This is a genomic window from Lysinibacillus sp. CNPSo 3705 (assembly GCF_028674935.1).
GTDB lineage: Bacteria > Bacillota > Bacilli > Bacillales_A > Planococcaceae > Lysinibacillus.
Genome location: NZ_JAQZSD010000007.1, coordinates 48,550 through 72,993, shown reverse-complemented (window position 1 = coordinate 72,993; position 24,444 = coordinate 48,550). Strand labels below are relative to the sequence as shown.

The following is a 24,444-nucleotide window of genomic DNA, read 5'->3' as shown; positions in this document are numbered from 1 at the left end:
CGCAATACTCAGGAGGTTAAATCTCCTCTGAGTACTGCGGTATTTTTTCGTGTTTAGAAGATTTCACTAAAGAAATCCAAATAGCCGCACAATGAATTAGTAGCATAATAACAAAACAGTAAAAGCCTTTGGAACTTCCTTCAATGTTTAGCTCATCAGCTATAATGCCACTAAACCAAAGAAGCTGACCTGTGACAATTGCTGAGAGGCTTGCAAAAAGTAAACAAAACCAAATAGATACTTTTTTTACAATGACAATAATGAGTAGCAAAACAGCAAAAAGTAGGGTAGCTTCAAAAATCGGATCAAGAAGTGAAAACGTATTTTCATTTACAAAATGCTTATAAGTAAATTGAGTATCCACACAATCCCTCCTTAAAAATAATAACGTTTTTTGGTAATAAAAGGTTTCGTAAATAAAGAAACTCATCTAGTATTAATTTCCAATTGGTATACAATGATAAGTGTAGGCATCGAACTAGAACTGTTGAGAGGTGTTTAAATGAATTCACAAGCTATATTCACACAAGTAAAGAAAACTTTCTCACAATTAGATTGTACAGGTGGCGGAGTTATTATTAATAAGCATGGTCAAACACTATTAGAAGAATATATTGGTGTGCAAGGACAACAACAAGACGCCAAAAGGGTAGGACCACATACTCTTTTTCATCTTGCTTCTGTTCGTAAAACATATGTAGGATTTGCTGTAGCATATGCGATTTATCATAACTATATTGCTTCAATAGATGATAAACTAAGTGATTATTTAGACAATGAAATAGCTTTTGTTGATGTATCAAACATCTACTCACCCATACTCACGGTTTACGTCGCCAAAATGAAAAAGTAATGAAGGAATTCAAAGCAGGTTATAACTGGGCATACCGAGATATTAATGTAGAACTACTTGCAAAAGTCATTTTTAAAGCTACTGGAAAACTATTGCAGAAATTGTAGAGGAGCAAGTATTTCAGCCATTATCTTTTACTGAAACAAATTGGTTTAGTGAAAGAAACGAACAGCATATAGAAGTAATACATAATGACAACCCCTTTTGGTATGAAAGCGACGTATGTGATGGTAGTAAAATGAATATGTATAGCACATTAAGAGAGCTAGCTAAGTGGGGACAAGTGCATCTTGATAAAGGAAGTTTATATGGAAAACAAATTATACCTGAAGAAATCATACAGTTATTAACGGCAATTCAATCCCCGAATGCTAAACCAAAGAACTTGCCAACTAATGGCTTTTTCTGGTTTGTTCAGCCACAACAGAGAGAAGGGGTTACAGAGTTAAGCCCAATATTACCACAAGGAAGCTTTCAAATACTTGGTTTCACAAGTGTTGCTCTATTGGTAATTCCTAAAGAAAATATTGTGGCAGTTCGTGGATTTAACAGCTTTGGCTCACCTGCAGGGTTTGACTACATTAAAGATATTCATGATTTTGGTTCAACCGTGTATCAATCCATTCTTTAACAATAAAAGGAGGGCTAGTAATGAAAAAGTATAGCGTAGTGTTATTTGATTTAGACGGTACAATTTCTGATCCTAAAATAGGGATAACAAAATGTGTTCAATATGCTTTAGGAAAAATGGGTATAGTAGAAGCTGACCTTGATCAGCTTGAAACGTTTATTGGGCCGCCGCTGCAAGTATCATTTCGAGAAATATATGGATTAGATGATGTTGAAGTTGAGCAAGCGATTGCTTATTACCGTGAACGTTTCATCCAAACTGGCATGTATGAGAATAAATTGTATCAAAACATAGCATCTTTATTAGAATATTTACAGAAGGATGGTTATCAGTTGGCAATAGCCACTTCTAAGCCAACTGTATTTGCAGAACAAATTATACAATACTTTAACCTTGAACATTTTTTTGACCTTGTCGCAGGCAGCAATTTAGATGGCACACGGTCAGCTAAAGGAGAAGTTATTGCATATGTACGCGAACATTTTAATGAAGTGAATATCGATCAATTAATTATGATTGGAGATCGTAAATACGATATTGTTGGGGCACATGAAAATCAAATCGATTCGATCGGCGTTACTTATGGCTATGGCTCACTTGAGGAATTGACGGAAGCACAAGCAACATACATAGTGAACAGCGTAAACGAGCTACAACAATTTTTTAATAGCTTGAGTTAAAAAATACGAAACTGTATTTCTATCAATGCAGTTTCGTATTTTTTGGAAAACAACTGTAATCGCTGATAAAAGAGCGAAGATCGCTGATAAGCTGGGTAGAATCGCTGATAAAAGAGCGAAGATCGCTGATAGCTCAGGTAGAATCGCTGATAAAAAAGCAAAAATCAGTCAAGTCCTTAATATTGTGTAAAAATATTATACAAAGTTTTCAACTCTGACTTTAGTTTTGTCAAATTGTCCAGCTTATGTTGGAATTCGTCGCTAAAAGTGTGAGTTGCGCCGCTAACCAAAGGAAGAACGCCGCTAAAACACGAAATTCCGCCGCTAACCAAGCAAGGAACGCCGCTAACACACAAAATCCCACTGCTTCAGCTCTGTCATCGCTGATAAAAGAGAGAAGATCGCTGATTGCCCCAGCACAAACAATCGCTAATAAACCAAACGCCTAAGAAAAACTACTTCGCAAGCCCGTTTTGAAAAGCGTAGACAACTGCTTGTGTTCGATCTTGGACATCGAGTTTTGCTAAAATATTGCTGACATGTGTTTTTACGGTTTTTAATGCAATGTATAAGTCATCAGCAATTTCCTGATTGGCCTTACCTTGAGCCATTAGCAATAATACTTCCATTTCACGCTCGGTAAGTTGCTCATACAGTGGGGTACTATTGCCGTGGCGCATGCGATGCATCATTTTTGATGTTACTTCTGGCTCTAGAACAGTTTCGCCGCCCATTGTTTTACGAATGGCATCGGCAATTTGCTTCGCGTTGGACGTTTTTAAAATATAGCTAACTGCACCGGCTTCTAATGCAGCGTAGACTTTATCATCATCTAAAAAACTTGTTACCATCATAATTTTTGCCTCTGGCCATGCTGTTAAAATTTCAGCTGTCGCTTCAGCTCCTGTCATGATTGGCATTACATTGTCCATTAAAATAATGTCTGGACGCAGCTCGAGAGCACGTTCCACTGCCTCTTTACCATTTTCAGCTTCACCTACAACAGTGATATCTGGTTGAGCTGACAAATAGGCAGAAACACCGATACGCACCATCTCGTGGTCATCCACTATTAACACTTGAATCATTCACTTCAACCTCCTTTTGTAGTGGAATTTTAACCTCTACAATTGTACCTTCTCCAGGTACGGATACAATTTTGTACGTACAGCCAATCTCTACCGCACGCTCGGCAATGTTTTGCAGTCCATAAGAAGTAGATTTATCAGCTTCGACATCAAAGCCGAGGCCATTGTCCTGAATACGTAAAATGGCTAAATCATCGCGGGCAACTAGCAGTAATTCAACTTCGCTCGCTTTGGCATGGCGAAGCGTATTGGATAACGCCTCCTGTGCAATACGGAATAAATGATCCTCCTCCGCTTTGGATAACGACATTTCCTCAAGCTCATATTCAATATGAAAAAATACCTTCTGCTGCAGCTCAATAATGAGCTCCTCAAGACCTTGTGCTAGCGTTTTATTATGCAGAGCTACAGGGCGTAAATGTAATAATAATGCGCGCATTTCAAGCTGTGCCTGTTGTACAATTTTTTCGACCTGCTTTAAGCTCGTAGCATTTTCGTCGGTTTCGGTTAATGCGGACAGTAACATCGAAGCGGCGAATAATTGCTGTGATACAGAATCATGAAGCTCTCGAGCAAGGCGTTGACGTTCAGCGATAATGCGCTCTTGAATAATTTTATCGTTAGCTTCTGCACGTTCATTGGATAAACGCTGTAAGCTTTTTCGTTGAGTATCAATTAGCTCACTTGTTTGAACTAAAGCCTTTTTCAAAGGTTTTGGTAAAGGCTGTTTTTTAGGTAATACAAAGTCGGGTTCAACTAATTGTTTCACGATGCGGGTTGCCTGAGCCTCTCTTGCACGGGCAGTCATACTGATCCAACTGGCAATCAGTAAACTAATGGCGAAAAGAGTGACGACAATAAAACCACCGAGTGGAATATTATTATAATTCTGCTGCCATAATGGCTCCCATGTTTTCTCGTTTGGCTCGCCCCAAACAGCGACAAGGAGACCGAATGTAGCACTCATCAACATAAAAAGTAAAGTCAAAATTCTTGAGATAAAGGCAATCATTTACGTAGCACCTCCAAGTCCCCAAGCCAAGTTGCAACGTGTATGACAAGTGTACGTTTTGCATCCTCAGGGTTTCCATCTGAAAAACTTACACTTTCATTCAGTAGGCGTTGTGGCCCAACATGTAGGCATTTTATTTCACCAAACAATGTCGTATAGTGTAAGCGGAATGGAATTTCGTAGGGGATATAAATTTGTACCTTACCAATGCCTTGTCGGATCGTAATAATACTTGTGCCGGTAGGTAAAATTGTTTGTGTTGTGTCAATCGTAATGTCGCCTGCAAGCCGCTGTAATTGAACATCTTGCCATTTAAAGGCTTCCACTGGTGCTGGCAATATACCGAATAATTCATTTTTCGTAGCAGGGAGCTTCTCAAAAAGCTCCAAACCAAAAACTTTGGCTTCATTTTCTCTTTGCAAGTATTGATAGAGCATATATAAAAGAATGATGACGATAAATAAGCGTAAACTCCACATCGTAAAGAGTGCGATGGAGATAAAGAAAATTCCTGTCCATTTAAAGAAACGATTTTTTTTCGAGAAGCTTAAATAAAGAAGTCCTACCCCAATCAATAGACAGAAGGCGCCACCGTTATTAAATATTGTGAGCTCCACAAAAACGAGTAAAAAGAAGCATAGTACCCCAAATGTGAGCTTATTAGTTGTGAAATTTTGCAAGAGGGTCAACCTTCTTTCTACAAATTGATGAGAGAAGACGAACTTCTCTTAAAAAATATTTTTAAAAGTGTTGTTAATGATTTGAAGCATCAAATCCAGTGTATTTGGAGCAGAGTGCTCTAAAGTAATAGAACTTCTTACCATTTGGTGCATCTCATAGTTCGATTGTTCATCATATTTACCCTGTATAAAATAAACGGGTACTTTCAAATAGTATGGATGATTTCTTATTTTAGCTCTTCGCTTTTAATTAAGCTAAATTGTGGCCCTGAAATAAATGCTTTATACAGATCCTGTAAAGAGTAATCAGGGGAAGTAAAAGCTCCTTTTATCAATTCGAAGAGACTCACTTTCTTGATCGTAGCATCAAAATAATTCATGTCTCTATATGATTGATAAAATCACTAAATGGATCCTCATCTTTTGCTAAATAAGGACCTTTTAAAGGCATATTTTAATCATAGGACTAAATGACTTTATTTCTATCTTTTTTGGTCACCTTCAAAGAAATGGGATGCTTCAATAAATGAGGCATCCCTTATTTCTTTTATTATAACATGTTATTTTTTTAAAATAGCAGTTATTGTTATTTATTTTCAATTAGCAGTGGTGCGTTCTCTTCTGCGACATTTTTTTCTAGCTGCGCAAGACGAGACTCGAAAGATGTTACTTCATGATCTTTGTCGATTTGGTAAGCAAGCTTATCGATATACGATTCTAAATCTTCAAAGTTGGTTTTATTGTTTTTAGCGATCATACCGTCCATTTGATGGTGAGCGCGTGTGACGTTTTCTTTCCCCATTAGCTGTAATTGACGCACTTTCATATCTTTAATTTTGTGTTTCATCGTTTCAAATTTGCGTTCAAGTTCGAAGTATTCACGTGTACTTGCTTCAATACTAGCTTGTAATGTATTGTTACGTGCTGTGTATGCAGCAACTTCATCAGAAGCAAAATCGATTAAATCTTGCTCCCCGCTAGTAGTAGCTAATTTTAATTGTGCCTCACGTTTAGCTAGTAATTCAGCATTTTGTTTATATTCCTGCTCTAGTTTTTCTTTTAACTGACCTTGACGCTCTAATAATTTTCCAGTTTGCTCTGTTTGTTTTTCTGCTTCACGAATGTATTGGTTCAACATCGCAATTGGATTTTTTTGTTCCTTCTTATCAAATAACTGATGTAAATCAGCCTCTATTGTATATTTAAAACGTTGAAATAAGTTCATGTAAATTCGCTCCTTTTATTTTGTTAAGTTAGACCATTCTTTTTCAAAGTTTTTAAATGGATCTTCTTCATTAGCTTCAATTGTTGGGATTTTTACATCTTCGCCATTCCATTTTTTATAGATAACATAGATGACAGCGATTGCTGCTAAACCAACCATTGCTGGGATATTCGATATTGCTGATAACACACCAATCAAACCTACTGTAAACCATAAGATTTTACCGAATGTCGATTTACTTGAAGTGTAAAAGTGCATACCGAGTGCTACAAACAATCCAGAAATTAGTAGACCTGCAAGTGGTCCTGTTAAAGCGAGTGCAACACATCCTGCGATAAAGCCTCCTATTAGTAGAAAAAATTTTCTCATATGTTTTAGCTCCTTTCGTTGATACCTTTATATTACCTATTAGAAAGCTTTGCTAAAACGGACTGGAAATTGATTTTACTCTAGGTCTTGAGGCTGAGAATATTCTAAGTACTATAGAAGAAGCTAAAAACTTAATTAGCCATAAAGCATTTGATAGAACGGAAAGTAGAAAGTTTTCGACAAAAATAGAAGATGAATGCCTCCTTCGTTTGACAAATTAAAAAGTTTGGATGAGCTATACTTATGAAAAAGCAATGAGCGAAGGAGGATTTCTAGTGAGAACCTATTCCATATATAAAATAAAAGAAGAGCATTTAACGTTTATATTCGGCAGAGAGCGTAAGTTATTAGAAATGATGCAAGGCTGTGAAGACGCTAACGAGAAATCCTTAAAAGAGCTTGCATATATATGTGAAAGCGTACGCTTTGATGAGATTGCTACGATGCTTGAGGCGCAACTAGATTCCAAGTATGCACATTTAGAGAGAGCTCGTAATGCTTTATTTTTAGAACATCCTATAAAAGGAAAAATGGCTATTTATTTAGTGGAACGCAAAATTTGTGTTTATTGTGAGGGTTCACGAATGCTTGATTTGGATCTATTCCAAATGCTTGCGAAGATGAGCGAGCGCTTTATTGCATTTAATAAACAAGATAATGAGTGTGGGTGGTTAAAGCCAATGAAGTATACAATGCATTAGGAAATTTCACTACAATATATAGTAACACGCTAATATTTGGTGTATAATGGAGCGTGGAGAGTTTTTTTCTCGGTATATATTGTAGTGGAGGAGGTTGGTTGTATGCCTACATGGGGCTGGATTATTATCGTAATTATCGCATTAGCAGCAGGCGCGGCACTTGGTTTCTATTTAGCTCGCCAAGCTATGATGAAATATTTAAAAGAAAACCCACCAATTAACGAACAAATGATTCGTATGATGATGGCGCAAATGGGTCGTACGCCGTCTGAAAAGCAAGTACGTCAAATGATGTCACAAATGAATAAATTCCAAAAATAATTGGAATTTTAAAGAGCAACTAGTCCAAGCCAGGGCTGGTTGTTTTTTTAACCCCTTATAGCGAAGGCAACACAATTATGCTGAGATTTATTGATTTTTATAAATTATTTGAATAATTGATTAAAAACCATATAAATCTATCGGAAAACTAGTTATAATGGAAATATTCTATATAAAGGAGTTGTTTGTATTGCAGAGAGAAAAAACAAATGTTGAAAGCTTTGATTTAGATCATACGAAAGTAAAAGCGCCATATGTACGTTTAGCGGGTGTTAAAACAGGAAAAAATGGCGATGAAGTGTACAAATATGATATTCGACTTAAACAGCCAAATAAAGAGCATATGGAAATGCCCGCATTACATTCCCTAGAGCATTTATCGGCTGACATTATCCGCAATTACTCCGACCATATTGTTGATTTCAGTCCAATGGGTTGCCAAACAGGCTTCTATGTATCGCTAATAAATCACAATGATTATGAAGACTTATTGAATATTTTAGAAAAAACATTTACAGATGTAACAAAGGCCACTGCAGTCCCAGCATGTAATGAAGTGCAATGCGGCTGGGCAGCTAGCCATAGTCTAGAAGGTGCACAAGCGTTAGCCAAAGAATTTTTAGCCAAACGTGATGAATGGCATATTGTTTTTGCTGAATAAAAAATTTAAAAACCTTGCGTGAATGAATGAACTGCACTCCAATTGTTAGACACCTTCTAACAATGGAGTGCAGTTCAGTATTGCAAGGTTTTTCATAGTGTCAATGAGAGTCACTGCCACTTTGCTTTTCCGCAGATCATTCTGAGGAAGAGCCATACTTTATTTAATATGACACCTTTATTTTATTGAAAAATAAAATGGTTTAGTAGGAATTTTTTTGAATTTATGGAGCGTGAATTCCATCCTTGGCTACTCGCTTTCCTTCTTTTACTTATGATACCGCTGACATGTCAGAAGGTACGTGCTATGAGAATTGATTGATTGGAGTGGAGACTGGGCGACTCCTTGGGGATCAGCGTCACAGGTGAGACCCTGGAGCGAGCAGCGCGAGTGAAGCGGCTCATCGGACGCCCCCAGGAAAGCGCCCAGTCGGAACGGAAATCAACTCCTCGTTATGCGAAAGAGCTATATTTTCGTTTGTACTAAAAATGAAATGGAATGACATTAGATGAAGAAGAATCACGATTAATTTTTTGGTAAATGAAATTTTCTAAAAAGTCATGGATTAAATCCTCGTATTCAGCCATATTTTCATTAAAGGATTGTGCATGAGCTCCTTTATCAAATAGCTTCAGTTTTTTAGGACCGGTTTTTTTATTGTATAAATCCAGTGACATAGAAGCAAGGATAAATGTGTCAGGAATACTATGGATAAAGAGCACAGGCTTTTCGATATTTGTCACTGCCTCAGAAGGTGTCACGCTTTTAAAGGAATAACCGTCTCGTAAGCGGACAAAAAAATCAGCAAAACGAATTGGAATAATCGAGCCGTATTTAAATTCTGTCTTCGCAATTTGTTTTAGCAGCATTGAAAAATCAGAAAACGCACAATCAGAAATATAGAAATCCGCACCATCCTCTATAGTTCCTGCATATAGTAACATGGTTGCAGCACCCATTGATTCACCATGAATACCAAGAATGGCATTTTCGCCAATCATAGCCTTTATTGTTTTGACTACTGCATCAAGGTCATTTTTTTCATAATAGCCGTAGCTAGTCGTTTTTCCACCTGTCTCCCCATGCCTGCGATGGTCAAAAATAACGGAATTGTAGCCAAGGCGTTCAAAAAGTCGAGCATATTTGACGGAGTTGATTTTATTTTCTGTTACCCCATGGCAAATAATGATGGTATTATTTGTTTCCAATGGCTGAAACATAATGCCACGGATTGTATAGCCATTTGGCGAGTCAATATTTAATTCACATTTTAAATTTTTATTGTACCAAGCTTCATCAAAACGTTTAGCAGTGGTTTCACGTTCGCGAACAAATTCGGGATCCTTTTGCTTAATGTACATTAATTTATTGGAAAGCGCGAAGCCGAATAGACCAGTTGCTGCTGCGGCAATCGTCGTTGTTATGCCTGAAAATAACAGCATTTTCTTTTTCATTATTAACACCTCCACGTCCTGTTTCTTTTGTTGTCTTGGCATACAAGCAACGTCACTCGTATGTATGCCCTTTTCTTAATTGTAATGTTCCCAACTGAGATTGTTTAAAACACGTCAACATTTTACATTATCTTTAGCAAAACTGCGATTATTTCTGTTATCGAAAATCGTCAAAATATTTGTTAAAATAGATATATCTGCTAGTAGCATATGCATGCAGTGTTCATTTTTGAACGGGGAAAAGGGGAGAATGTTTATGACGAAAGAGGTAGTCATAGTAAGTGCTGTACGTACAGCTATTGGTGCATTCCAAGGAACATTAAAGGACGTACCAGCAACAAAATTAGGGAGTATTGTTATTAAAGGTGCATTAGCACGTGCTGGTGTAGCAGGTGAACAAGTTGACGAGGTCATTATGGGGAATGTCTTATCGGCTGGACTCGGGCAAAATCCTGCTCGTCAAGCCGCGATTGCAGCAGGCTTACCACATGAAGTATCTGCATTAACGATTAATAAAGTTTGTGGCTCAGGACTAAAAGCGGTTCATTTAGCGACACAAGCCATTTTAGCAGGTGACGCGGATATTGTCGTTGCAGGTGGCTTTGAAAATATGAGCCAGGCACCATATGTCTTAAAAAATGCACGAGAAGGCTTCCGTATGGGGGATCAAAAAGTAATCGATACGATGATTCATGACGGATTATGGTGTGCCTTCAATGACTATCATATGGGCGTTACCGCTGAAAATTTATGTGATGCCTATGAGATTTCTCGAGAGGAACAAGATGCCTTCGCGGCACGTTCACAACAGCGTGCAGAAGCAGCAATGGCAGCAGGGAAGTTTAACGAAGAAATCGTAGCGGTGGAAATTCCTCAGCGCAAAGGCGAACCTCTTATTTTTGATAAAGATGAATTCCCGCGTCAAGGCGTTACAGCTGAGTCGCTGTCAAAACTACGACCTGCCTTTAAAAAGGATGGCTCTGTAACAGCAGCAAATGCATCGGGCATTAACGATGGTGCAGCTGCGGTCGTTATTATGTCGAAAGAAAAAGCGGACGAATTAGGTATTCGACCAATCGCACTAATTACAGCGAATGCAAGTGCGGGTGTTGATCCAGCTATTATGGGAACTGGCCCTGTAACGGCCGTAAAGAAAGTATTGGCAAAAGCTGATATGACGTTAGACAATATAGATTTAATTGAGGCAAATGAAGCTTTTGCAGCTCAATCTATCGCTGTAGATCGCGAACTAGGCTTTAATCATGATAAACTAAATGTGAACGGGGGCGCAATTGCTCTTGGTCACCCAATTGGTGCAAGTGGAGCACGTATTTTAGTAACGCTTTTACATGAGATGGAAAAGCGAGATGCAAAAACAGGTCTCGCAACACTGTGTATCGGTGGTGGACAAGGCGTGGCAACAGTTGTCAAGCGCCCTTGAAGTGAATGAGAAGGTGAAATGCAATGGGAAAAAAACGAAAACAGCAGCAACGCGTAGATAGTAGTGTAACAGCTAGTCTACCAAAGCAGGAGGCAGTGACATTAGCCGATCAACTAGGCGGTGACGTGCTAGCCAAACTAAAAGCGGCAAAGCAAGATTTAACAGCGAAAGAACAAGCCGCAGAAGAAGAGCGCCAAGCAAAACTAGCCTTTGAGCGCAAACAACGCGAAAAAAACAAATCGTTTGAAGAACTACTAAACGAATACGGCGATAAAGGCTCAAAATTCTAAAGAGAAACAGTGAATCCAAATGCGGATTCACTGTTTTTTATGTTTTATCGGAAAGATTTCGAGATTTATCGGAACAATTTTATATTTTATCGGAAAGATTCTTAGATTTATCGGCATCATTTTCGTTTTTATCGGAACAATAATGTTCCTTACTCTACTTATATTATAACCCCATCTGATAATTATTTATAGACTACTTTTTCACCCTTTCCTTACCTTATACTGTTATACGCAAGTCAAAAAAGTATAAGGGGTGCGTTTAAATGAATGACCAAAAAAATATCTTGGATCCAGGTCCGTTCTTTCATGGTACTAAAGCAGAACTGAAAATCGGAGACCTGCTTGAACCTTTGCACTTATCCAATTATCAGGATAAAAAATCTAACTATATATATTTTACTGCAACATTAGACGCGGCGAAATGGGGTGCTGAATTAGCAAGATCTACATCAAAAGAGAGAATTTATCTTGTAGAGCCATTAGGTGATTTTGAAAATGATCCGAACTTAACTGACAAACGATTTCCTGGAAACCCAACACGTTCTTATAGGTCTAAATCACCTTTGAAAATAATCGCTGAATTAAGTTCGTGGGAGAGACATTCTGATGAAGAAATAAATCATATGCTTACATCGTTAAAAAAATTAAGTGAACAAGGACAAAATGTAATTTACGATTGATTCTCAAATTACTACAACTTCCGGGGCAATTACAAGAAATTGTAACAAGGATCTTTGCTTGAAGAACGAATGGCTCAGGTGAGTTTTACAAGAGTATCAGTTATACTTAGGTTGAAATTTAAGCTATATTTTCTGTTTACAAACAGAAGTGTTGAGTGTTGATTATTGAAATAGATGGTTACTTTCATCAAGCATTAGTTATAGGTAAAAAGTGTTCTAAACAGCAATTAAATTACAAGTATCTGCTAGCAAAAGAATTAACTGATGAAATAAGGAACTTTGCTAAATTATTTTGCAGGCTTCATAACTTTGAACTTATTCCTTATGATAGCGAAATTGAAGTTGATTTTGTGATAGACACAGATAGAATTCACAGATCCTCTTATTAAACTAACGAGGTGCAAGCGTTTAACATTAAGCTACCGAAGTCAAGGGAGCTTTTCTTATTGAGCAAACGGGGGATAGAAGCTATGCCGCGTGAATTTAACTGGATGTAACACTAGTTGGTTCACACCAATTGTACAGAGAAACATTTATTATAGTGTTTCTCTGTTTTAAATAAACTAATTCTGATAAAATCAGCTTTCCCCTTGGTTTTGTATAAATTTCCATTAATTAATGTGGTCATTTACAAACAAAAAGTACACCACTATATATGTGATGTACTAATTATTTAATAGGACATGACTCTATTGATAGGACTGCATTATCATACATTTACTTGTCTTTAATTTTACAATGAATCTTCCTCACCAACACGGCAATCCCAACAAAAACAATCGCGCCAGCTATATCCAACATAACATCCTGTCCGCTCATCGTACGTTCTGGTGTAAAGCTTTGACGCATTTCATCAAGCGTTGCTATAAGAGCTGTCCCAGCAATAGCGACTCCTGCGGCGAACCGACGTTTTCCCCATGCAAAGTAAATGCCAAGTGCAATGCAGCCGAATCCAACAAAATGTGTTAATTTCCGAATTAAAAATTCTACAAACTTAAAGTAACCACGTTCTTCAACAGAAACAACTGTGTCCCAATAAGGAATTTTTAAAACAGATAATTGCTTTTCGAACGGTTTATTTGCTAATACTTGCTCCAATTCAGGAATAATAGACTGTTGTTCATAGGACATACTAGAGGAGATCGCAAGTATTACTAAAAACGCTAATAAAATAAGCCATTTTTTCATCGGTGCTCCATATAGTGTTCGGCTTTTGTTAACTCATTTGCCGCTTTAAAATCTGTGATTGAAGCCATTTTTTCATAGGCAGCGAGTGTTTGCGCCAGCTGTTCCTGTGAGCTTGCACCAATTACTGTCGAGGCTATTGTAGGCTCCTTTAGATTAAAGGCGATTGCTAGTGCATGTAAATCGTCATAATGTGAAGATAAGCCTGTTAAAACTGCTGTTAATTCGTCTGCTGTATATGTGTTAAAGCGGTTGACACGTTGTAAACGTTCTTTCCAGCTATTTGTTAGTAACCCTTTTGCAATAGTCCCGCGTGTTACAACAGAAGCCCCTTCACTTGCGATAAAGTCTAGCCATTCTTCTGGTCGACGGTCTAAAGCGCTGTATTGCATCATGACACTTTTTGCAGAGCTCGCTGGTAAAAAACGCTTTAGTACATTTGGTCGAATAGAGGAAATGCCATATTCTCGAATCAATCCATTCTTTTTCAACTCTTCAAACGTGTCGATAATGCCATCCCAATCGTCCTCAATCGTCCCACCATGTAATTGATAAACATCAATATAGTCAGTTCCTAATCGTTTTAAGCTAGCGTGTAGAGCTTCCTTTATATAAGACGGAGAGGCATCCCAATGCCAGCCTTCTACACCTTCTGTCCATCGATTCCCAACTTTCGTAGCGACGATAACATCCTGACGGCGTTTTTCTAAAATAGCGCCAATTATTTCTTCATTTGATCCAAAATCATATAAATCGGCTGTATCGATGTAATTAATGCCAGCATCTAGTGCCATAGCAACGATTTCAGCAGCCTTTTTCTTATCTGTCGAAAGAGACATGCCCCCTAAACTAATTTCTGAAATAAACAATTCACTTGAGCCAAGCTGTCTTTTTTTCATGCCAATGCCCTCCTTCGATTTCTCTACTTGTAATGGTACAATGAACATATCTGAAGAACAAGCGAGGTTATATCAATGAAAAAGTTTGAGGAAAAAACGACAAAGACTACACCCATTTATGACGGGAAAATTGTGAAACTACAGGTTGATGATGTCACTTTACCGAATGGTAATGTTGCAAAAAGGGAGATTATTAAGCATCCAGGCGCAGTTGCAGTTATAGCTGTTACTGATGAAGGTAAATTAGTATTAGTAGAGCAATATCGCAAAGCTTTAGAGCGTTCCATTATTGAAATTCCAGCTGGTAAGCTAGAACCTGGTGAGGAGCCGATTGTGACCGCGCGCCGCGAATTAGAGGAAGAAACGGGCTACGGTGCACAAAGCTTCACTTATTTACAAGCGTTTGCAACATCCCCAGGCTTCGCAGATGAGATCATCCATCTATTTGTGGCAAAGGATTTATATAAAATTGAAAACAAAGCAGAGCTAGATGAGGATGAATTTGTCGAACTATTAGAAGTTTCGTTGGAAGAAGCGGGGCAAATGGTTGCAGATGAGCGTATATACGACGCCAAGACAGCGTTTGCAGTTCTTTGGCTCGCGGCACAATAAGAAAATATCTTTAGCATAATAGAAGCGGACGAGCATAAGCTGTACAAACCTTGATAGAAAAGGAGCATGTTTATGTCTCGTACGGTGTCTATATTTTATCACGCTTCCATTATTGCTGTGAGTTTTGTTTGTGGCGTTATCTTTTTTCATATTATTGGTGGGCCGAATGCAGAGCCTTTTATTTCATTTATAGAGCCTCGATTAACAAATGGGGACAGGCATTCTCTATTTCGTTTAGTGTTGCCTGTTGCTGTTTCAATAGCGTTTGTACTATTGCTTGCAACACATAGTGTCCTGAAGGTATTAGTACGTGTAACAGTGGCGATACGTGCTACCTTTTTTGGCTTTAGCTCTGTTTTTTTATTACAGAAGCTTGAAGCTTTCTGGGTTTATACGATTTGGTGGTTTCCATTTCAGCTCATCTATTGTATATTGTTGCTAAACCTATGCAATTTACTTGTACCAGCATGGTCAAAGAGAAAAATCGGGAAAATGATACATGGTCGGACAATTTTGTTGAATTTTATCGCATTTTTCATCATAATAGTTGCAGAGTTTATTGTTATTTCTTATGTATTAAATTGATAAATACAACATGAAAATGGCTCATCACCAAAGGTTGTGGATGGCATTTGTTAAAACGTTGATTGGAGTGAAGACTGGACGCCCCCAAGAAAGCGCCCAGTCAAAATGGAAATCAACCACATGTTATGGTGATGAGCTATAGAAATTTAGCATTAGGTAAAAACATACAAAAGCATATTCGAAATCTATTCATTATCTTGTAATAGGATTTACTCCTTTGGTATAATGGAATGAGTTTAGGGGGGCGTCACATGGAGAGCCGAATTGATCGTATAAAAAAACAGTTGCATAGTGCTAGTTATAAGCTGACGCCGCAGCGAGAAGCAACAGTTGCTGTACTGCTTGAGCATGAGGAAGATCACCTAAGTGCAGAAGATGTTTACCTTTTAGTAAAAGAAAAGGCACCGGAAATTGGTCTTGCGACTGTCTATAGAACGTTAGAATTACTAACTGAGCTCAAAATTGTCGACAAAATCAACTTTGGCGATGGCGTTTCGCGCTATGATCTACGCCAAGAGGGAGCTGCGCATTTCCACCATCATCTAGTTTGTATCGAATGTGGTGCGGTTGATGAAATTCAGGAAGATTTACTTGAAGATGTGGAAGCCGTTGTTGAAAAACGTTGGAACTTTATTATAAAGGATCACCGACTAACTTTCCACGGCATTTGCTGGCGCTGTCATGATAAAAACGACGAGGTATCAGAAGAAAAGTAAAAAAGATGTTCCAAAAAGATTTATGACTTTTTGGGACATCTTTTTTTATTGTTTTTTGTAATCTGTAATGTATCATTTGATAACTGCACTGGTAGGAACAAGTGCCATCTTCTGTCTGGTGTTTTTGCAACCATATCAATTGAAAAATAAATAAACTGCCTCCTAATGTTTTGAAGTGAAGGGAGGTTTTTTTTGTAGAGAAAGCATTTAGTTTATTGAACATGTTAATATGAAAGATAATAGATTGTTAAGGGGGCGCTGTGATGAATGAATTTCAATATGCAATAGAGGATTATATCCATTTTATCCAAGTAGAACGACAATTATCTGATAATACATTAGCATCCTATCGCCGAGATTTAGAAAATTACGTGAATTTTTTACGGGAAGTGGAGGGGATGTCTGATTTTCGTAAAGTGGAAAGAACGACCATTTTGCGTCATTTAGAGCAGTTGCGTATGCAAGGAAAGACAAGTCGTACTGTTGCCCGCCATATTTCCTCCATTCGCAGTTTCCATCAATTTTTACTCCGGGAAAAGCGAGCAGAAACAGATCCGACAGTCCATTTAGAAATGCCGACTATTGAGCAAAAGCTACCAAATGTCCTCTCTCTAGAAGAAATAGAAGCACTATTAATGGCACCAAATCGCAGCAAACCGCAGGGCATTCGCGATGTGGCAATGCTAGAGCTATTATATGGGTCAGGGATGCGTATTAGTGAGCTGATTGCATTGGATTTAGCAGATATTCACTTAACAATGGGCTTCGTGCGCGTTTTTGGTAAGGGAGGCAAGGAGCGTATCATTCCCCTTGGAAAAAGCGCTCTTTCTGCATTAAGTACTTATTTAGATGGCGCACGAAGTCAATTACAAGGGAAATCTCCAAAAACAGAAGCTTTTTTTATTAATCAAAGAGGAAAACGTTTAACAAGACAAGGTTGTTGGAAATTAATGAAGGAGCATGCTTTAAAAGCAGGCATTCAACATGAATTAACGCCACATACATTACGTCACTCCTTTGCAACACATTTAGTGGAGAATGGTGCGGATTTACGAGCAGTGCAAGAGATGCTTGGACATGCTGATATTTCCACAACACAAATTTATACACATATTAGTAAGTCCCGACTGTCAGAGGTTTATAAACAATTTCATCCACGCGCTTAGTGAGAAATTTATCAGTCGGAGGTCTGACCTTTATTTTTCGCTGTTTTTTGGTAAAATAGAGACATGAGATTAGGAGGCAAAATTATGAATAGACCATTTAAAAAAATCCATGTAGTAGTATTGGACTCAGTTGGAATTGGTGAAGCTCCAGACGCAGCGAATTTTGGAGATGTAGGTTCACATACTCTAGGACATATCGCTGAAAAAATGAATGGGCTTACAATGCCACATATGGAGTCTTTCGGCTTAGCAAACATTGAACCATTACAAGGTATGCAAGCTACCGACAAACCAAAAGCATATTACGGAAAAATGCAAGAAGCATCTGTTGGTAAAGATACGATGACAGGCCATTGGGAAATCATGGGGTTAAATATCGATAAACCGTTTAAAGTGTATCCAGAGGGATTCCCAGCTGAACTTATTGCAGAGCTAGAAAAACGTACAGGCCGCAAAGTCCTTTGCAATAAACCTGCAAGCGGAACACAAGTAATCGAGGACTTCGGTAAGGAGCATATGGAGACAGGAGCGATTATTGTCTATACATCTGCTGACCCTGTTTTGCAAATTGCTGCACATGAAGAAATTATTCCATTAGAGGAATTATATAAAATTTGTGAAATTGCTCGTGAGTTAACATTACAACCAGAATATTTAGTTGGCCGTGTTATTGCTCGTCCATTTGTTGGTACACCAGGAAACTTCACGCGTACATCAAATCGTCACGACTATGCGTTAAAGCCATTTGGTCGCACAACGATGAATGTCTTAAAGGATGCAGGTTTCGATGTTATAGCCATCGGAAAAATTTCAGATATCTTCAACGGTGAAGGTGTTACTGATGCAGTACGTACGAAAAATAATAAGGATGGTATGGATAAGTTTGCTGAGGTAGTTCGTCGTGATTTCCATGGTATAAGCTTCTTAAACTTAGTAGACTTCGATGCGAATTTTGGCCATCGTCGTGACCCACTAGGTTATGGTAATGCACTCCAAGAATTTGATGCACGTATACCTGAAATTACTGAGGCAATGACAGAAGATGATCTACTAATCATTACAGCGGACCACGGTAATGATCCAACATTCCATGGAACAGATCATACACGTGAATATGTACCGTTAATTGTCTATTCTCCACGCTTTAATGGTGGTAGTGAGCTAGCACTACGTGAAACTTTTGCAGATATTGCTGCAACGGTTGCTGAAAACTTCAAAGTAGCAGCACCGGAATTTGGTAAAAGCTTCTTAAATAATCTGAAGTAAGGGGGATTTTCGATATGAATATGGCGCAACTATTTGAAAAGAAAAAACAAGGCAAGGAGCTATCACAGGCTGAAATTCAATATTTTGTAGAGGGTTACACTACGGGTGTAATTCCTGATTATCAAGCAAGCTCCCTTCTAATGGCAATCCGTTTATTAGGTATGACATATGATGAAACATTTTATTTAACAAAAGCAATGATAGAATCTGGAGACATTATTGATTTATCATCTATTGAAGGTTTTAAAATTGATAAACATTCGACAGGCGGTGTAGGCGATAAAGTCACACTAATTGTTACGCCAATAATTGCTGCATTAGATATTCCAGTGGCGAAATTTAGTGGTAAGGGTCTAGGCATTACAGGTGGTACAATCGATAAATTAGAATCAATTCGTGGCGTTAAAACAGAGCTTTCATCACAAGAATTTATCGATAATGTCAATAAACATAAAATTGCAGTGGCTGGTCAAACAGGTAATCTTGTACCGGCTGACAAAAAATTATATGCATTGCGAGATGTGACGGGTACTGTCGATTCCACTCCACTAATTGCCGCGTCTATCATGAGTAAGAAAATAGCAAGCGGTGCAGACGGCATTGTACTCGATGTCAAATGTGGCTCAGGTGCATTTATGAAAACACAAGAAGAAGCACAGGTTTTAGCTGATACGATGACTGCCATCGGTGAAAAGCTAGGCCGTAAAGTAGTTGCACATATTAGTGATATGGATAATCCACTAGGTAAAATGATTGGTAATAAGCTTGAAGTAGTAGAAGCATTTGCTTTATTAAGTGGACGTATGGACGAAACGCATGAGGATCTGCTTGAGGAATGTATTATTATTTCTTCGCTTATGTACCAAGTAGCAGCAGGTGTAAATGAGACTGAAGCAACAGCTGCTGTTAAACGAGTGCTAGAGGATGGTTCAGCAGCTTCAAAATTTGAAGAATTTATCGTAGCACAGGGTGGCGATTTAGCAGATATCGTGCAAAAAGACACAGCAAATAAGGTAGCTATCAAAGCACCTACTGAAGGCACTGTAGGGACGATTAATGCATTATTAATCGGCGAAGCTAGTGTTGGTCTTGGTGCAGGTCGATTAACTAAGGAATCTGAGCTTGATTATGATGCTGGTATTCAATTGATGGCCAAAAAAGGCGACCATGTTCGTACTGGCGAAACGATTGCTTATTTATATTCGAACAGTCAAATCGATGAGGAAACAATCGAAAAAGTACTAAACGCTTATACAATTGCATAAAAAATACGAAGCGAGAACTCCCTTTGATAAAGGGGGTTCTCGCTTTTTTTGTTCTATGGAAGGCAGAGAGTTGAAGCGGTAGAAGGAAGGGCCTGAGGGACGGAAGGGAGGATCTGAGCGATGGAAAGAAGAGTCGGAGTGACAGAAGGAAGGGTTTGAGCGACGGAAAGAAAGGCCGAAGCGACGGAAAGAAAAGCCAGAGCGACGGAAAGAGGTCATGGCGACGGAAAGAAAAGTCGGAATGACGGAAGGAAGGGTCTGAGCGACGGAAAGAGGAGTCGGAGTGACGGAAAGAAAGGCCAGAGTGACGGAAAGAAAAGTCGGAGTGACGGAAGGAAGGGTCTGAGCGACGGAAAGAGGAGACAGAGTGACGGAAAGAGGAGTCGAAGTACGGAAAGAAGAGTCGGAGTGACGGAAAGAGGAGTCGGAGTGACGGAAAGAAGAGTCGGAGTGACGGAAAGAAGAGTCGGAGTGACGGAAAGAAGAGTCAGAGTGACGGAAAGAAAGAAGAGTTAGAGTGACGGAAAGAGGTCATGGCGACGGAAAGAAGAGTCGGAGTGACGGAAAGAGGTCATGGCGCCGGAAAGAAAAGTCGGAGTGACGGAAGGAAGGGTCTGAGCGACGGAAAGAGGAGACAGAGTGACGGAAAGAGGTCATGGCGCCGGAAAGAAAAGTCGGAGTGACGGAAGGAAGGGTCTGAGCGATGGAAAGAAAAGCCAGAGAGATGGTAGAACAGCTAAAGTCGTGGATAGAACCGACAAAGCGACGGAACGAAGAGAAAAAGTTTTGTTGCTTTTGACTTCTTTCAGCAGGTGTCCAAACATCCAAGAAGTTAAAGTCTCATGCGAATATCATGGAATCTTAAAGGAGTTAAATAAAGGATGTTAGCCTAAAATCATCGCATCCATGCGATAACAGCTAATTGACCTGCATAGTGCCGCTGTCGCACAAAAAACATCTGCCGCTGCGCTGTCGCTCTGCTATCGCGCAAAAAAGATCTTTTGCAGCGGCTCCGTTAGCACTGCACTGTCGTTGCACTTTCGCACAAACACATCAGTTGCTATCGCTGCGCCTTCGCTGCGCCTTCGCTGCGCTGTCGCTGCGCTGTCGCTCCGCTTCCGCACAAAACCCATCGCTCCGTTAGCACTCCGCCCCGCTTCCGCACAAAAACCATTTGCAGGCATAGCACAAAGCCGATTCGGGATGCAATTATGCCGAGGCAAAATTGCTCATCCTAATAATTCTTGTGAAAAATGGTTGCCACGTTTAAAAAATGTTGTTTTATCCCATACTGCATTTAACCTAAAAAGCTATAAGTATGTCGATTTGCCACTATTTCGGAAGACTTTGCACTAGTTCTGTCAGCCGCAAGGAATCACCACATTGAATGTGGAATTGCACGAGGAGGAGGCGATGTTCATGCATTTTCAATTAGAGATGGTAACAAGAGAGACAGTAGTTATACGTTTATTTGGGGAGCTCGATCACCATGCAGTAGAGCAAATTCGAGCTAAAATTTCTACAGCAATTTTTCAAGGCGCTGTATCGACTATCATTTGGAACTTAGAGGGGCTTTCTTTTATGGATAGTTCAGGAGTAGGTTTAGTGCTTGGTCGAATGCGTGAGTTAGAAGCAGTCGCTGGACGAACAATTTTATTGAATCCATCGCCGACAATGCGAAAAGTGTTTCAATTTTCAGGTTTAGGGCAGTGGATGATGGATGCAACTGAGGAAGAAGCGATTGATCGAGTTAGGGGGATTGTAAATGGATAACGAAATGACATTAACTTTTTTAGCAATTAGTGAAAACGAAGCCTTAGCGCGAGTAGCTGTGACAGGTTTTATCGCACAATTAGATCCAACAATTGATGAGCTATCTGAATTTAAAACGGTTGTCTCAGAGGCTGTTTCTAATGCTATTATTCACGGTTATGATGAGGATGGTAAGGGCGTTGTTACAGTTCATGCAAAACGTGAGGATGATATTGTAACTGTGTCTGTTATGGATAAAGGTATTGGTATTGAGGATGTAAGCCAAGCGATGGAGCCGTTATTTACGACGAAAAGTGCGATGGAACGTTCAGGTATGGGCTTTACTATTATGGATAGTTTTTCAGATCAGTTGACAGTAATGTCTAAGTGGCAACAAGGTACAACTGTCACGTTTACGAAGAAATTTTACTCGGTTCGTACACCGGTAATGTGAGGCTACGATTGTGAAGCCGCTAGAACAGTCGTCCGATAAGCTATTGTCACAGGGAGAAATGCGAGATTTAATTGCACGTGCACAGCAGGGCGATCATGAGGCTCGTAAACGAATGATTGAAGGGAATACGAGGCTTGTGTGGTCTATCGTCCAACGTTTTACAAGCAGGGGCGTGGAGCTCGAGGATTTATTTCAAATTGGCTGCATAGGGCTCATGAAGTCTGTAGATAAATTCGATCTAACGTATGATGTTAAATTTTCGACATATGCTGTTCCAATGATCATCGGAGAAATTCAGCGCTTTTTAAGGGACGATGGTATGGTGAAGGTTAGCCGATCTATTCGTGAGCTTAATTTTAAAATTCGTCATGCAACTGATGAATTCATTAAAAAAAATGAGCATCCACCAACCATTCATGAATTAGCACAGGTTCTTGGCGTCACATCTGAGGAAATTGTAACAGCTTCCGATGCATTAAGAGATCCCGCTTCCTTGCATGAACAATTGTATGAGAGCGAAGGGGATTCTATTACATTAATGGATCAGATGAAGGACGAAAAATCTGAGCAGCCATTTGACTATATACCACTAAAAGAGGTACTTACAAGACTTGAGCCTAGAGAGCAGTCCATTATTTATTTACGGTATTTCTCAGATTGTACCCAAACTGAAATTGCTAATAGGCTCGGGATATCTCAAGTTCAGGTATCGCGATTAGAGAAAAAAATTCTTGCCCAATTAAAAAATTGGATGGCTACAAGTGCCACAGTTGAAGAGGAAGAAGTAAAAAAAGACATCTAAGAAAATGGTGACAGCATGACAGAAAAAGATAAACTTTTTAACAGCTTAGAAGAAGCCGAAAATTTTCTTAAAGAACAATTTGGTGACGGCGAATCATTTGACATTAGTATTAAGCATGTATTTGTCAAAGATTTGCCGGTTCTTTGTGCATATATAAGCGGACTTGTGGATGGCATAGTGTTAACACAATTACTCTCCAATATGCTGCCAGATGAGGACATTGATATTGAGGATGAAAAGGAGTATTTTGAAGCCTATTTCAATTACCAAGGCCGTTCAGAGGAAACCGAGCGTGAAGCCATTTTATTATCAATATTAAGTGGACAAGTAGCCTTTATAACGAAAAGTGGTTATGGCTATGTTGCTGAGATTCGAAGTTATCCTGGACGTACCCCTGCGGAGCCTGACAATGAAAAGGTTATTCGTGGATCTAGGGACGGCTTTATAGAAGGTATTTCACAAAATGTTGCTTTGATTCGTCGGCGAATTCGCAATAGTAATTTACGTTTCGAGCTACATAAAATATCCGAAATCGGTCAAACCGATGTCGCGCTAGCGTTTATAAAGGGTATTGCGAGTGATGAAACGCTTGATAAATTGCGGCAGCGTATTAAAGAAATTAAACATGATGGCTTGACGATGACTGATAAATCACTAGAAGAATGGCTGTTTAAACAAAAGTTTCACCCAGTTCCTTTTGTTCGTTATACGGAACGACCAGATATTACTGCAGCGCATTTACTTGAGGGACATATAGCCATCGTTGTCGATACATCTCCTTCTGTCATTATTGTGCCAGCAACGGCTTTTCATTTACTGCAGCATGCTGAGGAGTACAGGCAGGCACCATCAGTTGGAACCTTCGTCCGTTTTATGCGCTATTTTGGAGCAATTATGGGTTTATTATTATTGCCTTTGTGGTATTTATGTGCAACGCACGGGATACATTTACCGGATGAGCTATCCTTTTTAGAGGCAAAGAAAAAATCACATATTCCCGTTTTACTACAAGTACTTATTGGCGATATTGGGATAGAGTTTTTAAGGATGGCCGCCATTCATACCCCATCACCTTTATCCACTGCAATGGGGTTAGTTGCCGGTGTAATCATTGGTCAAATTGCTATTGATGTTGGGGTATTTTCGCCAGAAGTAGTGTTGTATACAGCCGTTTCAGCTATTCTGACCTTTATTATTCCGTCGTATGAGCTCGGTATCTCCATTAAACTCTTTAGACTAGTTTTGTTAATAATGACTGGAATATGGGGAGTTAATGGGTTATTTATCGGGATCTTTCTATTATTTACGTATTTATGTTCATTACGTCCGATGCAAGCACCATATTTGTGGCCGCTTATTCCGTTCTTTCCAAAAGCGATGCTTCGGGTACTTATCCGTTTCCCAATGACAGCAGATGCATTAAGGCCTTATGTCGTCGATTCCGAACATCGAAAAAGATCATAGGAGCCGTTGCACTCGTTTTTTTCATATGATAAAGTTCAATATAGTATTTTGTGATTTTTGCGAAAATTGTCTTCGTTCATCAAAAGGTTCACCACGATAAGGTGTAGGCATATGTGATATTAGCTCCCGTGTACTGTTCGAACCCTTCTTGAATGAAGCAATACATCTGTAAATAAGGATTGTAGGCTAAGA

29 protein-coding genes are annotated in these 24,444 nt (G+C 39.0%); 20 read left to right on the top strand and 9 right to left on the bottom strand.

What is annotated here, in order from left to right; all coding sequences use genetic code 11:
• Positions 1–16 precede the first annotated feature (16 nt).
• Positions 17–364 carry a hypothetical protein gene (locus PVA17_RS04440; protein WP_132363203.1) on the bottom strand — a complete coding sequence of 116 codons (348 nt, stop codon included), beginning with the start codon at positions 362–364 and terminating at the stop codon, positions 17–19.
• Between the two features lie 138 nt (positions 365–502).
• Between PVA17_RS04440 and PVA17_RS04435 the strand changes: the two genes are divergently transcribed.
• From PVA17_RS04435 to PVA17_RS04420, 3 genes are all read left to right on the top strand, one after another.
• The gene (locus PVA17_RS04435) at positions 503–853 is read left to right on the top strand and encodes a serine hydrolase (protein WP_274067007.1); all 351 of its coding nucleotides are present in this window, start codon (positions 503–505) and stop codon (positions 851–853) included.
• 91 nt (positions 854–944) lie between these two features.
• On the top strand, positions 945–1,484 hold the full coding sequence (locus PVA17_RS04425; RefSeq protein ID WP_337993595.1) for a serine hydrolase: 540 nt from the start codon (positions 945–947) through the stop codon (positions 1,482–1,484).
• 20 nt (positions 1,485–1,504) lie between these two features.
• Complete coding sequence (locus tag PVA17_RS04420; protein WP_274067005.1) at positions 1,505–2,164, top strand: HAD family hydrolase; 660 nt, start codon at positions 1,505–1,507, stop codon at positions 2,162–2,164.
• Between the two features lie 455 nt (positions 2,165–2,619).
• Here PVA17_RS04420 and PVA17_RS04415 read toward each other — a convergent pair whose 3' ends face one another.
• The 5 genes from PVA17_RS04415 to PVA17_RS04395 all read right to left on the bottom strand — a co-directional run bounded on the left by PVA17_RS04415 (position 2,620) and on the right by PVA17_RS04395 (position 6,538).
• The gene (locus tag PVA17_RS04415; RefSeq protein WP_274067004.1) at positions 2,620–3,252 is read right to left on the bottom strand and encodes a response regulator; all 633 of its coding nucleotides are present in this window, start codon (positions 3,250–3,252) and stop codon (positions 2,620–2,622) included.
• A complete protein-coding gene (locus tag PVA17_RS04410; RefSeq protein ID WP_274067003.1) occupies positions 3,227–4,264 on the bottom strand; it encodes a sensor histidine kinase in 1,038 nt (345 codons plus the stop codon). Before PVA17_RS04410 ends, PVA17_RS04415 begins: the two co-directional genes overlap by 26 nt.
• Positions 4,261–4,944, bottom strand: coding sequence for a cell wall-active antibiotics response protein LiaF (gene liaF, locus PVA17_RS04405; RefSeq protein ID WP_274067002.1), 684 nt, complete (start codon positions 4,942–4,944; stop codon positions 4,261–4,263). Before liaF ends, PVA17_RS04410 begins: the two co-directional genes overlap by 4 nt.
• Positions 4,945–5,530: 586 nt before the next feature.
• Entirely contained in the window at positions 5,531–6,169 is a 639-nt protein-coding gene (locus tag PVA17_RS04400) for a PspA/IM30 family protein (protein WP_132363189.1), read from the bottom strand.
• 15 nt (positions 6,170–6,184) lie between these two features.
• The gene (locus tag PVA17_RS04395) at positions 6,185–6,538 is read right to left on the bottom strand and encodes a lmo0954 family membrane protein (RefSeq protein WP_274067001.1); all 354 of its coding nucleotides are present in this window, start codon (positions 6,536–6,538) and stop codon (positions 6,185–6,187) included.
• 275 nt (positions 6,539–6,813) lie between these two features.
• Between PVA17_RS04395 and sirA the strand changes: the two genes are divergently transcribed.
• The 3 genes from sirA (at position 6,814) to PVA17_RS04380 (ending at position 8,221) form a co-directional block, all read left to right on the top strand.
• Positions 6,814–7,239 carry a sporulation inhibitor of replication protein SirA gene (sirA, locus tag PVA17_RS04390; protein ID WP_049668606.1) on the top strand — a complete coding sequence of 142 codons (426 nt, stop codon included), beginning with the start codon at positions 6,814–6,816 and terminating at the stop codon, positions 7,237–7,239.
• 102 nt (positions 7,240–7,341) lie between these two features.
• A complete protein-coding gene (locus tag PVA17_RS04385; protein WP_132363185.1) occupies positions 7,342–7,560 on the top strand; it encodes a YneF family protein in 219 nt (72 codons plus the stop codon).
• A gap of 190 nt (positions 7,561–7,750) precedes the next feature.
• Positions 7,751–8,221 carry an S-ribosylhomocysteine lyase gene (locus PVA17_RS04380; RefSeq protein ID WP_483308001.1) on the top strand — a complete coding sequence of 157 codons (471 nt, stop codon included), beginning with the start codon at positions 7,751–7,753 and terminating at the stop codon, positions 8,219–8,221.
• A gap of 482 nt (positions 8,222–8,703) precedes the next feature.
• Here the strand turns inward: PVA17_RS04380 and PVA17_RS04375 are convergent, their stop codons facing one another.
• Entirely contained in the window at positions 8,704–9,675 is a 972-nt protein-coding gene (locus tag PVA17_RS04375) for an alpha/beta hydrolase (protein ID WP_274066999.1), read from the bottom strand.
• 256 nt (positions 9,676–9,931) lie between these two features.
• On the opposite strand from PVA17_RS04375, the gene PVA17_RS04370 reads away from it, so the two are divergent.
• The 4 genes from PVA17_RS04370 to PVA17_RS04355 all read left to right on the top strand — a co-directional run bounded on the left by PVA17_RS04370 (position 9,932) and on the right by PVA17_RS04355 (position 12,475).
• Positions 9,932–11,116 (top strand): acetyl-CoA C-acetyltransferase, encoded by a 1,185-nt coding sequence (locus PVA17_RS04370; RefSeq protein WP_337993594.1) that lies wholly within the window; start codon positions 9,932–9,934, stop codon positions 11,114–11,116.
• A gap of 23 nt (positions 11,117–11,139) precedes the next feature.
• Positions 11,140–11,406, top strand: coding sequence for a YqkE family protein (locus tag PVA17_RS04365; protein ID WP_132363177.1), 267 nt, complete (start codon positions 11,140–11,142; stop codon positions 11,404–11,406).
• Positions 11,407–11,669: 263 nt separating this feature from the next.
• Positions 11,670–12,086 carry an NAD(+)--rifampin ADP-ribosyltransferase gene (arr, locus tag PVA17_RS04360; RefSeq protein WP_132363175.1) on the top strand — a complete coding sequence of 139 codons (417 nt, stop codon included), beginning with the start codon at positions 11,670–11,672 and terminating at the stop codon, positions 12,084–12,086.
• Between the two features lie 158 nt (positions 12,087–12,244).
• Complete coding sequence (locus PVA17_RS04355) at positions 12,245–12,475, top strand: hypothetical protein (RefSeq protein WP_483308000.1); 231 nt, start codon at positions 12,245–12,247, stop codon at positions 12,473–12,475.
• 328 nt (positions 12,476–12,803) lie between these two features.
• Here the strand turns inward: PVA17_RS04355 and PVA17_RS04350 are convergent, their stop codons facing one another.
• Entirely contained in the window at positions 12,804–13,274 is a 471-nt protein-coding gene (locus PVA17_RS04350) for a VanZ family protein (RefSeq protein ID WP_274066996.1), read from the bottom strand.
• Complete coding sequence (locus PVA17_RS04345) at positions 13,271–14,170, bottom strand: aldo/keto reductase (RefSeq protein WP_274066995.1); 900 nt, start codon at positions 14,168–14,170, stop codon at positions 13,271–13,273. The genes PVA17_RS04350 and PVA17_RS04345 overlap by 4 nt, the downstream gene beginning before the upstream one ends.
• Positions 14,171–14,245: 75 nt before the next feature.
• Here PVA17_RS04345 and PVA17_RS04340 point away from each other — a divergent pair, with 75 nt between their 5' ends.
• The 10 genes from PVA17_RS04340 (at position 14,246) to PVA17_RS04295 (ending at position 24,252) form a co-directional block, all read left to right on the top strand.
• A complete protein-coding gene (locus PVA17_RS04340; protein WP_132363167.1) occupies positions 14,246–14,782 on the top strand; it encodes an NUDIX domain-containing protein in 537 nt (178 codons plus the stop codon).
• A gap of 72 nt (positions 14,783–14,854) precedes the next feature.
• Positions 14,855–15,367, top strand: coding sequence for a hypothetical protein (locus PVA17_RS04335; protein WP_132363165.1), 513 nt, complete (start codon positions 14,855–14,857; stop codon positions 15,365–15,367).
• 251 nt (positions 15,368–15,618) lie between these two features.
• Complete coding sequence (fur, locus tag PVA17_RS04330) at positions 15,619–16,083, top strand: ferric iron uptake transcriptional regulator (protein WP_132363163.1); 465 nt, start codon at positions 15,619–15,621, stop codon at positions 16,081–16,083.
• Between the two features lie 263 nt (positions 16,084–16,346).
• Complete coding sequence (gene xerD, locus PVA17_RS04325) at positions 16,347–17,249, top strand: site-specific tyrosine recombinase XerD (protein WP_248718317.1); 903 nt, start codon at positions 16,347–16,349, stop codon at positions 17,247–17,249.
• Positions 17,250–17,333: 84 nt separating this feature from the next.
• Positions 17,334–18,515 (top strand): phosphopentomutase, encoded by a 1,182-nt coding sequence (gene deoB, locus PVA17_RS04320; protein ID WP_274066994.1) that lies wholly within the window; start codon positions 17,334–17,336, stop codon positions 18,513–18,515.
• A gap of 14 nt (positions 18,516–18,529) precedes the next feature.
• Positions 18,530–19,780: a thymidine phosphorylase gene (locus tag PVA17_RS04315; RefSeq protein WP_132363157.1), complete on the top strand. Its 1,251-nt coding sequence runs from the start codon at positions 18,530–18,532 to the stop codon at positions 19,778–19,780.
• A 1,419-nt stretch (positions 19,781–21,199) separates the two neighbouring features.
• The gene (spoIIAA, locus tag PVA17_RS04310; protein WP_132363155.1) at positions 21,200–21,553 is read left to right on the top strand and encodes an anti-sigma F factor antagonist; all 354 of its coding nucleotides are present in this window, start codon (positions 21,200–21,202) and stop codon (positions 21,551–21,553) included.
• Positions 21,546–21,986 carry an anti-sigma F factor gene (spoIIAB, locus tag PVA17_RS04305; RefSeq protein ID WP_132363153.1) on the top strand — a complete coding sequence of 147 codons (441 nt, stop codon included), beginning with the start codon at positions 21,546–21,548 and terminating at the stop codon, positions 21,984–21,986. The genes spoIIAA and spoIIAB overlap by 8 nt, the downstream gene beginning before the upstream one ends.
• A 10-nt stretch (positions 21,987–21,996) precedes the next feature.
• Complete coding sequence (gene sigF, locus PVA17_RS04300; protein ID WP_053483127.1) at positions 21,997–22,788, top strand: RNA polymerase sporulation sigma factor SigF; 792 nt, start codon at positions 21,997–21,999, stop codon at positions 22,786–22,788.
• Between the two features lie 15 nt (positions 22,789–22,803).
• Positions 22,804–24,252: a spore germination protein gene (locus tag PVA17_RS04295; RefSeq protein WP_274066993.1), complete on the top strand. Its 1,449-nt coding sequence runs from the start codon at positions 22,804–22,806 to the stop codon at positions 24,250–24,252.
• The last annotated feature ends 192 nt before the right edge of the window (positions 24,253–24,444 follow it).